Origin of the sequence: Natrinema sp. H-ect4, from assembly GCF_041894845.1 — an archaeon.
Lineage (GTDB): Archaea > Halobacteriota > Halobacteria > Halobacteriales > Natrialbaceae > Natrinema.
Window position 1 is genome coordinate 20,167 of record NZ_JBHDYC010000012.1, and the last position, 11,014, is coordinate 31,180.

General features: G+C 65.8%; 9 protein-coding genes. 2 read left to right on the forward strand and 7 right to left on the reverse strand.

All coding sequences use genetic code 11. The features are described 5' to 3' along the window. Entirely contained in the window at window positions 1-588 is a 588-nt protein-coding gene (locus ACEWFR_RS15785) for a biotin transporter BioY (protein WP_374061959.1), read from the reverse strand. A gap of 527 nt (window positions 589-1,115) precedes the next feature. Here ACEWFR_RS15785 and ACEWFR_RS15790 point away from each other — a divergent pair. Then, window positions 1,116-5,768 (forward strand): CARDB domain-containing protein, encoded by a 4,653-nt coding sequence (locus ACEWFR_RS15790; protein ID WP_374061960.1) that lies wholly within the window; start codon window positions 1,116-1,118, stop codon window positions 5,766-5,768. 91 nt (window positions 5,769-5,859) lie between these two features. Here ACEWFR_RS15790 and ACEWFR_RS15795 read toward each other — a convergent pair whose 3' ends face one another. Both ACEWFR_RS15795 and ACEWFR_RS15800 read right to left on the reverse strand, forming a co-directional pair. Then, window positions 5,860-6,150 carry a hypothetical protein gene (locus ACEWFR_RS15795; protein ID WP_374061961.1) on the reverse strand — a complete coding sequence of 97 codons (291 nt, stop codon included), beginning with the start codon at window positions 6,148-6,150 and terminating at the stop codon, window positions 5,860-5,862. Window positions 6,151-6,317: 167 nt separating this feature from the next. Beyond that, entirely contained in the window at window positions 6,318-6,785 is a 468-nt protein-coding gene (locus tag ACEWFR_RS15800) for a DUF5799 family protein (RefSeq protein ID WP_374061962.1), read from the reverse strand. 170 nt (window positions 6,786-6,955) lie between these two features. On the opposite strand from ACEWFR_RS15800, the gene ACEWFR_RS15805 reads away from it, so the two are divergent. Further along, window positions 6,956-7,432, forward strand: coding sequence for a universal stress protein (locus ACEWFR_RS15805; RefSeq protein ID WP_374061963.1), 477 nt, complete (start codon window positions 6,956-6,958; stop codon window positions 7,430-7,432). 86 nt (window positions 7,433-7,518) lie between these two features. On the opposite strand, the gene ACEWFR_RS15810 is transcribed toward ACEWFR_RS15805, so the two are convergent. From ACEWFR_RS15810 to ACEWFR_RS15825, 4 genes are all read right to left on the reverse strand, one after another. After that, on the reverse strand, window positions 7,519-8,457 hold the full coding sequence (locus tag ACEWFR_RS15810) for a biotin--[acetyl-CoA-carboxylase] ligase (RefSeq protein ID WP_374061965.1): 939 nt from the start codon (window positions 8,455-8,457) through the stop codon (window positions 7,519-7,521). Window positions 8,458-8,556: 99 nt separating this feature from the next. Continuing rightward, window positions 8,557-9,537, reverse strand: a complete 981-nt coding sequence (locus ACEWFR_RS15815; protein ID WP_374061966.1) for a tyrosine--tRNA ligase — start codon at window positions 9,535-9,537, stop codon at window positions 8,557-8,559. Window positions 9,538-9,662: 125 nt separating this feature from the next. After that, window positions 9,663-9,950, reverse strand: coding sequence for a HalOD1 output domain-containing protein (locus ACEWFR_RS15820; protein ID WP_374061967.1), 288 nt, complete (start codon window positions 9,948-9,950; stop codon window positions 9,663-9,665). Between the two features lie 272 nt (window positions 9,951-10,222). After that, a complete protein-coding gene (locus ACEWFR_RS15825) occupies window positions 10,223-11,002 on the reverse strand; it encodes a 4-phosphopantoate--beta-alanine ligase (protein ID WP_374061968.1) in 780 nt (259 codons plus the stop codon). Between the last annotated feature and the right edge of the window lie 12 nt (window positions 11,003-11,014).

The window sequence follows — 11,014 nt, forward strand, 5'->3', positions numbered from 1 at the left end:
TCACGATCGAACCGGCGTTATCCGGCCGGATCTGACGATGGCGACTGCGGCGGTCATCTTGACGATCTCAGCTGGAATGAACGGGAGCGCGGCGACCGTAACGGCTTCCCAGAGCGTCATCTCGAGCACCAAGGACATGTACACCGATCCCAGCGCGTAGATGACGATCGTTGCCGCGACGAGCGCACCCACGACGACCGTGAGCGGTACGTCGCGCAGATCGCGGAGCTCCGTCCCGCGGTGGACGATGACGCCGATCAGGGCCGCGGCGATTGGATACGACCACAGATAGCCGCCCGTGTTTCCAAACAGGACACCGATACCGGCGGTCATGTTCGAGAACACAGGAACCCCGGCGGCACCCGCTGTGAGATACAACAGGAGCGAAAACGCCCCCCAGGCTGGACCCAAGACGAGTCCGGCGAGGAAGACGAACAATACCTGAAGCGTGACCGGAGCCGGCGAGAGGGGATACGGAATCCCAACTAGCGCTGTCACACCGATCAGTGCCGCGAGCACCGCCGCTCGAGCGAACTGCCGGACGACGGTGTCGTCCACGAGATCGACCGAATTCCGTTGCGTTGCCATACCGCCGCTCTCTCGTAAACCCGGATCAAAACTTCGGTTTCCGAGGATAGACAGTGTCTAATTGACATTTCTCTCGAGTCGCTATCGCGCTGGTCTCGGCTCGAGGGTGGGTCGAAGAGCGATCGAAACAGCGCGCTTCCTCTCAGTTTCGGTGACGGTGGGAGCCCCCTGCGGGCTCGCCGGTGGTCGCGGTGTTCGGGCGTCGGTCCGTCGTTTCTCCTCGAGAGACCCGGGTAATAACTGATTGTCTCGTCTCGCTAACCGAAACGACCGGCGGTCTTATGCCGTAATTCGGCCCGTGGTGGGAAAATGCGAATTGGTTGTGCTGCGGCTGGCAATCGAGGGCACTACGTGGCGAGTCCCGACGCGGCCGATTCGGGGATTCGACGGGAAGCAGCTGGGGACGAACGGAAGCGGGGTGAAGACGGGGACGAGTCGAAGTGGTGGCGCGCTGAATCCGGATCGCCGGAGGCGGAATCGAAACCGGCGGACGGAACCTGCCGTCGCGCTCGTGGAGTGATCGGTCGATGAGTCGCGGTCGAACGACCGTTGTCGTCGCGCTGGTCGCGGCCGCGATGGTCGGAAGCGTCGTGGCGCTGCCCGTGTTGAGCGGTGGCTCGAACCCGATCGACGTAGCCGACGGTATGACCACCGAGACGGCAGCCGATCCGGCAGCCGCGGGTGGGTCACAGGCCGCGCTCGAGGCGGGCGGCGCGCAGACGCAGAACGCCAGTTCGGAACTGGTCGTCTTCGAGGAGGACGACGCGACGGATGACGACGGCGGTGCGAACGCACAGGCAACGATCCAGGGAGATGTCGAAACCGCCGTCGAGAGCGGTGTCGAGGAAGGAGTCGTACTCGTCCAGTCACAGGGCATCGAGGTGACACAGGAACAGCGAGCGGCGGCGCTCGAGGGGGCGCGGTCGTCGGTCGCACAGCACCAGTCCGTCGAGGCCGAGCAGGTGCAGGCGGCGACGGCGGGGGCGGTCCACGGTTCGTTGATCCAGTCCCAGTCGGTGAACGCGACCCAGATTCAGTACGCAGTGGGCGGGGCGACCGACGGCGGACTCTCCCAGTCCCAGTCGGTGAACGCGACCCAGCTACAGAGCGCGACCTGGGGCGCGGCACACGGCGCTCTCGCACAGAGCCAGAACGTCAGCGTCGAACAGATTCAGGTCGCGACCAGGGGCGCGGCTGCGGGTGCCACGAAGGAAGCGGGCACGAGTGATGTCGGCAAGACGCCGTACATTCAGGAGGCCGCCCAGGGCTCGGCCTACGGCGTCCTGACGCAGTATCAGTCTATCACGGCCGAACAGCACCAGCGGGTGACGCTCGAGCACGTCCAGCACGCCGCCGCCGGCGGTGCGGCCGGGTCGCTCGCGGGGAGTTCGCCCGCAGCGCTCGAGGGAGAGCAACGAGTCGACGTGCGGCAAGAACAGCGCGTCGACGTCGAACAGCGCCAGCGGGTAACAATCAAACAGATTCAGAAAGCCGCGGCCGGCGCGTCGAAGGGGGCACTCGTCCAGACGCAGTCGGTGTCGGTCGAGCAGACGCAGGCGGCCGCACGCGGGGCCAGCCGGGGCTCGTTGAAGCAGGTTCAGTCGGTCCGCCTCGAGCAGTCCCAATCGACCCGCCTCGAGCAGCGCCAGCGGATTTCGATCACGCAGGTCCAGGAGGCCTCCTTCGGCGCGGCGAAGGGCGCTATTTCACAGAGTCAGTCGGCGACCGTCGAACAGATCCAGGCCGCCGCCGACGGGAGCGCGGGCGGCGTGCTCGTCCAGCGTCAGTCGATTTCGATCACGCAGGTCCAGTACGCTGCGGTCGGTGCCGCCCGGGGCGCGGTCACGTCCGCGATCCAGCGCCAAGAAGTGACGATCGAGCAGATTCAGGCAGCCGCGTTCGGTGCCGGTGAGGGCGCGGTGACGCAGACGCAACTCGTCGAGGTCACGCAAGTCCAGCGACTCGCACACGGGGGTGCGAGCGGCGCTCTCGTCCAGGCGCAGTCGGCCACAGCCACACAGATCCAGATCGCGGCACGATCCGCCTGTCAGGAGACGGCCCACGCCGTCCAATCCCAGCGGATCAGCATTACGCAACTGCAGCGCCTGACCCAGGAAACCGCGTCCGAGGCGACCGCCTACGCGGTGGGAGAAGAGACCGACGACGTGACCCGGATCACGCAGCACATCGATATCACGGTCACCCAGCGACTCGAGACGATCGACCGGCTCGAGGGGACGGCCTCGATCGACGTCCCCGATCAGGAGTCCGACGGGGAGCGGGTCACCATCGAAGACGTATCGCTCTCCGAGGGCGGCTTCGTCGCGGTCTACGAGGGACTCGCCGTCGACGCCGATCCGGACGCCATCATCGGCGTCTCGGAGTACCTCGAGGCCGGCGACCACGAAAACGTCACGATCGAACTCGACGACCCGCTCGAGGAGAGCGGGTCGATCGTCGCGGTCCCCCATCACGACACGAACGACGACGGAACGTTCCAGTACGTTGATTCCAACGGCGAGGAAGACGTGCCGTACGTCAGCGGCGCTGGCGCGCCGGTGATCGACGGCGCGTTCGTGACGGTCACGGACGAGCCGGATGAACCGGACGAGGCGACCGCGACGCTGTCGGTCGCCGATCAGCAGGGTGACGGCGAAACGCTCACCGTCGACGAAGCGAACGCCTCCGTTCCCTACGCAATCACCGCGTCGTACGACGGCGAGACGACGGAGAGCGACAGATTCGCGGCCGGCGAGGCGGTATCGAACCTCTCGCTCGAACTCGAACCGCCACTCGAGTCGAACGCGACGGTCGACGTCTCGGTCGTCGACGAGAACGGGACGGCGCTCGCGAACGACTCCCTGGAGTACACCGTAGCGAACGACACCGGGGAAAACGACACCGACGAACCCGAGGCGTCCCTCTCGGTGGACAACCAGACGGGCGACGGCGAGACACTCACGGTCGACGCGGCGAGCGCGTCGGTGCCGTACGTCCTCGCGGCCGAGTACGACGGCGAGCGTGTCGAAAGCGACGAAATCGAGGCGAACGCGACGGTCTCGGATGAAATCCTCGAGCTCGAGCCGCCGCTCGCGGAAAACACGACGGTCGACGTGTCCGTTCGCGCCGCGGCCGACGACGCGGTGCTGGCGAACGATTCCATCGAATACGCGGTCGAGGTACCGGATCCCGACGCGCCGACGGCGAACCTCTCGGTGGCCGACCAGACCGGTGACGGCGAGACACTGATCGTCACGCAGGCGAACGCGTCCGTCGAGTACGCGATCACCGTCGCCGACGGGAACGGGACCCGGCTCGCGACGAGCGAGACGTTCGGCGCGAACGAGACGATCGGCCCCGAGGAGTTCGACCTCGAGCCACCCCTCGCGGAGAATACGACGCTCGAGGTGGCAGTCGTCGCGGCCGGCGACGGAACGCCCATCGAGACGGCGGATGTCGACTACACGGTCGACGGCGCGCCCGCGGGATTCGACGTGGAGTTCGTGAACTGCCAGCGCGCGGAGGTCACCGCATCGCTCGAGGAGGGCGATCGGGTCGCCGCAAGCACGTGGTTCTACGCGTCCGGCGGCGTCGGGGACACGATCGCGGAGGACCTCGTTACCGCCGGCGACGAGATTCCGGCACCCTATAACGGGACCATCGTCTTCGAGATCGGCACCGAGCGCAACGTCACGATGGACGGCGAGCAGGTGATCGTCGAGGTGCCGGACTACGGCACCTTCGGTACGTACATCTCGGGGATCAGTTCGCCCGAGGCCGCCCCCGTTGGCGGTATCGACTATCCGAACCCATCCGAGGCGTGCAATGAGGAAGTGCGCCCCGAATTGCCGTCGATCGCGCTCGAGGAGACGACCCCCACCGAGGACGGCATTGACGTCACGTTCAGTTACGAGAACCCGAACGATGCCCCGATGGCCGCGAACAGCCGGTTCGTCGAGGGGAACACGACCGACCAGCCGCCGTCCGGATTCGAACCGGGCCAGCAGACGTTCACCGTCGAGTGGATGCCCGAGAGCGACGACGAACGGCTCGTCTGGGAGGCCGACTTCTCGAACTTCGGCTACGAGGAGCCGATAACCGCCGAGACGCCGACCGCCGGTGAGATCGAGCCGTCCGACCCCGCAGCGTTCGGCGTCTCGATCGCGGGCACGAACAGCCCGGTCGAACGGGGAGAGTCGCTCGAGGTCGAGGCCGACCTCGAGAACACCGGCGGCGAGAACGGAACGCAGAACGTCTCGCTCGCGATTGGCGACACCCCCATCGACGCTGCGTCGGTCTCGCTCGAGCCCGGCGAGATGGAGACTGTGTCATTTACGGCCGAAACGGACGGTCTCGAGCCCGGTGAGTATCCGGTCACGGTGTCGACCGCAAACGAGACTGCGGAGACAACAGTGACTGTCGAGGAACCCCCCGCACCCGCGGCATTCGGCGTCTCGATCGCGGGCACGAACAGCCCAGTCGAGCAGGGTGAGGCCATCGCGGTCGAGACGGAGATCGAAAACGTCGGTGATGAAGCGGGGACGCAAGATCTCGAGGTCGCCGTCGACGGTGTTCCCGGAGAACCAGTGCCTGTTACGCTTCAGGCCGGTGAGACGCAGACGGTCACGCTGAATTACGAGACGGCGGACCTCGAGCCCGGCGAATACACCCTCTCAGTGTCGACCGAAAATCAGACGGCCGAGACGGCAGTGACCGTCGAGGCGGTCCCGGAGGCCGGCGCGCAAGCGGATGGAGACGGTGAGACGGGGCCAAACGGTGACCCCGGGCCAGAACCACCGACCGAACCCGAACAGCCGGAGCCACCCGAGGAGCCGGAGCCTGAGCAACCGGAAGAGCCAGAATCACCGGAACCCGAACAGCCGGAAACGCCGGAGCTCGGTCCAGACGGTGACTCCGAACCGGCCGCTGAGGGGAACGAACCCGGAGACGAATCACCACAGGAGACGGAAACCAACACGGGGCCCGGCGAGACAACCGATGGCGGTGCAACTGAGACGACTGACGGAGGAACGGCCGAGACGACCGATGGTGGAGCGGCTGAGACGACTGACGGAGGAACGGCCGAGACGACCGATGGTGGAGCGGCTGAGACGACTGACGGAGGAACGGCCGAAGACGAACCAACTGAAGCCGAAAACGAGACTGCCGAAGCCGAATAGCCATCGTTCGACGCCCGATCGGTCGCTAGTCGGTTTCACTCGAGGGACGAGCTACGGGAGAAACCGCGGCTGTGATTCGGCTATCGGACGCTCAGTGCTGATGACCGGTCGCTTCGCCGAACGTGACACCGAAGCGCTCCTCGAAGAGGTCCATGACCTCCGCTTCCTGTGCCTCGAGGTCCTCGTCGGCGTCCTCGCCGTGGTGGACGATGTGGTGGGCGCGGCTGGCGAAAGACAGCAGCATGACGTCGCCGATCGTCTCGGCGTCGGTCTGGTCGCCCTCGGCGACCAGGTCGACGAGACCGGACGGAATCGTGATTTCGTCGGTCGCGCCGTCTTCGGAACTGATCGAGAAGGTCGTCGTCTGGACTTCGTCGCTCATACACTGACGGTCGGGAAGCGTGCCTAAAGGTGCTGTGACTCGCGCCGGATCAGCGCGCGACGCCGACCCATCGAGGTCCTCGTGGTGTTTTTGCCGCTCGGCGACGGAATTTCAGCTCAGCCAACCGTCGACGGTGACAGTGGGAGTCGAAACTCGACTGGCCGCCGCTACTGGCCGTCCGCGGCAGCGTGACGAGCCGTCTCCCATTTCCCCTTCGACTCGAGGTGTGACTGGAGTTCGTCGGCGTACTCCTGTGTGAGCCGTTCCGCTGCCTTCCGCTGTTCTTTCTCCGAAGAGCCACCGTCGCCTCCCATCCCGAGTGCGCCCATGATCGAGTCGAACACCCCGCCGCTCGAGGAGTCCTGACCGGCGCTCCCGCCTCCCGCGCCGCCCATCGCGCCCATCCCCGCCTGCACGTTCTCGAGTTCGGGGATAACCCCGTCGAGTTTGTCCGTGTTGGCGACGATCCGCGCCCGGTCGGGGTCGTCGGGATGTTCGATTTCAAACTCCGTGGCGGTCATGACCAGGCTCCACTGCTGGTTGGAAAAACGCGACTGCTGGATCCGCTCGGAGAACTCCTGATCGACGGCCATCCGCTCGCCGACGATCCGATCCGTCCACGGGTTGTCGCTCATGCCTCCCGATTTGAGCGGCGACTGTATCAGCGTTTCCCCTCCCCGATTTTCGATCTATCGCCATCACGGAGCGAGCTATAGCTCGCTCGAAAAACGTCACCCAGCCTGACCGTCTCACGTGTCAGGATAATGTTAATGTAGATTCCCGTTATATGCTATCATATACCACTATGTACGACTCCATCCTCGTCCCGACCGACGGCTCTCGAGAGGTCGAACACGCACTCGAGTACGCGTTCGAACTCGCTCGCGAGCACGACGCAGCGATCCGCACACTGTACGTCGTCAACGCGGCCGGGTATGGCGGGCTGCCGATGGAAACTGCCCTCGACGGCGTCAGCGACGCGCTCCGCGGCGAGGGGCAGGCGGCGGTCGAGCGGGCCGAAGCACTCGCACCGGAGGACATCACCGTCGAGACCGAGGTTCGCGAGGGGGCACCGAGTCAGGTCATCGTCGACGAGGCAGATCCCGCGGAGTGCGATCTGGTGGTGATGGGAACCCACGGCCGCGGCGGAATCGACCGGCTGTTGCTCGGCAGCGTCACCGAACGGGTCGTCCGGCGCGCCTCGGTACCGGTGTTGACGGTGCAGGTCGATCCCGACGAGGTAAGCGAGCGCTCCGACGAGCGACAACTCGCAGTTGAGTGAGAGTCGGACGCAGACGAGCTGTGACGAGGACAGTCGTCTCCCTCTTTTCCCCGTAATTCGAACGCTCGAGACTGTATCGAATTCGATCAGACGGGTCGCAGATGTTCGCAATCACCCGCAGCGACCGTCACCCGGCCGTCGTCGGTCTCGACTACGAGCGCCCCCGATTCGGTCACGTCGATCGCCTCACCGACGACTTCGCCCGACGCCCGATCGACCCGCACGCGCTGGCCGAGCGTCAGTGCGAGGTCCCGCCACGCCGGAACGACGGCCTCGAGATCGTTCCGGTAGCGGTCGAACTCCTCGAGCAGGCGCTGGACGAATCGTCGGCGGTCGATGTCGCCGGCTTCGTCACGCACGCTGGTCGCGCCCTCGGGGAGCGCGTCGGCGTCGAGGTTCGCGTTGAGCCCGATTCCGACGACGAGCCAGTCGACCCGATCCGTCTGCCCCTCCATCTCCGTGAGGATCCCCGCGAGTTTCCGGTAGTCGCCGTCGTCGCCGACCGGGACGACCACGTCGTTGGGCCACTTGATCCGCGCGTCGACGCCCGCCTCTCGAGCCACCGTCGCCGTGGCGACCGACGCCGCGAGCGTGTACAACGGTGCCTGCGCGGGCGTGATATCGGGGCGCGTCACGACGCTCACCCAGACGCCGCCCGACGGCGCGGCCCACTCGCGCTCGAGGCGGCCGCGGCCGCCGGTCTGTTCGTCCGCGAGGACGGCCACGTCCGCCGCGCCGTCGGCCGCCAGTTCGCGGGCCCGATCGTTCGTACTCCCCACGGAATCGTGGTACTCGATCGAGAACGGGGCCTCGAGTCCGAACTCGACCGACGGGCCGTTGTACGCCGTGACATCGGTGAGTTCGTAGCCGTTCGGCCCGCTCTCGATCGCGAACTCCGCCTCGCGTAATGCCTCGATGTGCTTCCAGACGGCCGCCCGCGAGATATCGAGCGATTCCGCCAGGTCCGGTCCCGATGCCGGCCCGTCCGCGAGCGCCTCGAGAACCGCCCGTCGCGTCTCGTTCATAGCCTCGCAAGGGGGCTGCTGGCACTTCAATCGGCGGGATCGTCCCCCGCGAGGGGCGGCAAAATAGCGTGCGGGGTCCGACCGAGAGATGCGTTGGTCTCAGGAGCGCAGTTCGCGCAGCTTCTCGCGGCCGGGCGCGATCAGTTCGTCGAGGGAGGCTGCGAGCGTCCCCTTCGCGTCGGCGGGGTGGAGTTCGCCCGATTCGAGGTCCGCAGCGAGGTCCTCGTACGCCTCGTAGGTGAGATCGCCGCCGTACTTCTCGGGTCGCTCGACGACGACTTCCTCGAAGCGCGGGAAGACGTGGTACTCGAACAGTTCGAGGACGGGGTTCTCGAGGTCGCCTTCGGGATCGCGGGTCGGCGGGCAGAAGGCCGAATTGACCTTCTCCTCGAGGTCTTCGGTCGAGTCCTCCATCGAGATACTGATCCCCTCGCTCGAGGACATCTTCCCCTCGCCGCTGGTAAGGTCGGCGACGATGGGCGTGTGGATGGCGGGGCGAACGTCGTACTCGAGTTCGGGCAGCTTCTCCCGCGCGAGCATGTGGACCTTGCGCTGGTCGAGCCCGCCGACCGCGAGATCGAGATCGAGGTATTCGATGTCTAAGGTCTGCATCAGCGGGTAGACCAGATGGCTTACCTTCGCCGTCTCGTCGCCTTGAATCTCGGCCATCGCGCGCTGTGCGCGGTTCATCGTCGTCTCGCGCTCGAGGTGGCCCAGATCGAGGGTGTACTCCTCTTCGAGCTGGAACTCGGAACCGTAGACGAACTCGGTCTGGGCCTCCTCGAGGCCGTAGGCGAGGAACTGGGCTTTCATCTGCTCGGCGGTGGCCCGGATCTCCTCGAAGCTCCCCTTCTCGTTGAGGTAGGCGTGGACATCCGCCAGCAAGACGACGACCTCCATCCCCGCTTCCTGGAGGTCGATGAGCTTGTTCGCGGTCAGGAGATGGCCGAGGTGGAGCACGCCCGAGGGTTCGTAGCCGACGTAGGCCCGCTTGCCCTCGGGCTCGGCCGCGAGGTCGCGGACCTCCTCGTCGGTGACGACCTCCTCGGCGTTTCGCGTCAGTAACTCGTAGGCGTCCATGTGTGGACTGAAACCGGAGGAGGAATTTATACCTCCTGAATCCCGACTCGAGTAGCCATCGGGTCGGATGGCGGAGAACGGCTTCGGAACCAACTCGACGCAGTCGCGTGCGATCCCGGAACGCGTCAGGCTGCCAGTTCGCGGACCGTTACCGTGCCGTCCTGATGGACGCGGATACGGTAGCCCTCGTACGAAAACTCGACGTGCGCGTTCGCCTCGAGGGGTGAGGGTGACGAGAAGAGACCGGTGATGAGGCCATCGATACGGTAGTATATCGGAGCGAGCTCCATCGGTTCGACGTCGTCGATGTCAGCGATGACTTCGACGAGTTGGCCCGCCGGATCCTCCCGGTCGGTGTCGAGCTGTCGTCGAATTACGCCGCCGTCAGCAGTAGCGTCGGTCAGTCCAGTCATCGATATCGTGACTATCAGTGTTCCCGACTGGTAACTATTGCACCGGCTACTGCCTGCCCGGCTACACGGCCCGCGTGGCCTGCGGCGGATCGCGTTTCGCTGGTTCGTGGATCCGCCACCCCTGCAGACACGTTCGTGGATCCGCCATCCCTGCAGACACGTTCGTGGATCCGACCAAGCGGGCCCCGATCGCGGAACGCGACGACGATCGAGACTCCGTTTCACCGGCTATCACGGGGAACACGCTGAGAAAGAGAGAGCGAAACGGCAGTTTACAGATCGCCCGACCGGATCCGTTCCTCCGCCGCCTCGAGCGCCCGATCCCGGTCGAAACCCTCGATAACCGCCCGGAGTTCGTCCTCGTCGGCCGCCGCCAGCTCCCGCGCGTGCTCGGTGATGTTCGGCACCGCGCGGATGATGTTGTCGACGATCGGCACGTCGGCTACCTGCGGCGAGCGTGACAGCGGGTTGAGATCGATCACGATCTCGGTCTTGCCCATTTCGTCTAACGCCTCGGCGCGGTCGCCGTCCTCGAGGGGCACGAGCACGACGTCGGCCACGTAGATGCCGTCGGCGTCGACCTTCGAGCGCTCGTGCTCTAAGTTCGGAATGTGCGCGTCGGCTTCGAGTCCCTTGACCTCGTCCGCGCCGTGCTCGCGCAGGTGATCGGCGATAGCTTCGATTCGCTCGGGCGTTCGATTGAAGAGGTTGACCTCGAGGTCGGCGTCGACGACGTCGGCGAGGGCGGCCATCTCGCCGGGGACCAGCGCGGCCACGTTGCCGTTGATCGAGAGCACGGGATGCTCGGCGAGCAGAAGGTGTGCCGCGGCGGCCCGTTCCGCGTCGTCGGCGCTCGGAATCGTCTCCTCGCCCAACAGATAGTCGAACGCGCTGCCCCGTCCCTCGGCGTGTATCCCCTGAAGGTGGGTGATCCCCTTCTCGACGCCCCGCTCGATCCGGTGGCGAGTAAGCAGGTCCTGGTATCTGGGGTGGTCCTCCGGGATCTCCTCCTCGTGCTCGACGTCGGCGGAGACGCTGTCGTAGTCGCTCACGAGTGGTGACTC

Coding starts and splice junctions, on each gene's coding strand:
- ACEWFR_RS15785 (WP_374061959.1), bottom strand. CDS start 588: ATGGCAACGCAACGGAATTCGGTCGATCTCGTGGACGACACCGTCGTC.
- ACEWFR_RS15790 (WP_374061960.1), top strand. CDS start 1,116: ATGAGTCGCGGTCGAACGACCGTTGTCGTCGCGCTGGTCGCGGCCGCG.
- ACEWFR_RS15795 (WP_374061961.1), bottom strand. CDS start 6,150: ATGAGCGACGAAGTCCAGACGACGACCTTCTCGATCAGTTCCGAAGAC.
- ACEWFR_RS15800 (WP_374061962.1), bottom strand. CDS start 6,785: ATGAGCGACAACCCGTGGACGGATCGGATCGTCGGCGAGCGGATGGCC.
- ACEWFR_RS15805 (WP_374061963.1), top strand. CDS start 6,956: ATGTACGACTCCATCCTCGTCCCGACCGACGGCTCTCGAGAGGTCGAA.
- ACEWFR_RS15810 (WP_374061965.1), bottom strand. CDS start 8,457: ATGAACGAGACGCGACGGGCGGTTCTCGAGGCGCTCGCGGACGGGCCG.
- ACEWFR_RS15815 (WP_374061966.1), bottom strand. CDS start 9,537: ATGGACGCCTACGAGTTACTGACGCGAAACGCCGAGGAGGTCGTCACC.
- ACEWFR_RS15820 (WP_374061967.1), bottom strand. CDS start 9,950: ATGACTGGACTGACCGACGCTACTGCTGACGGCGGCGTAATTCGACGA.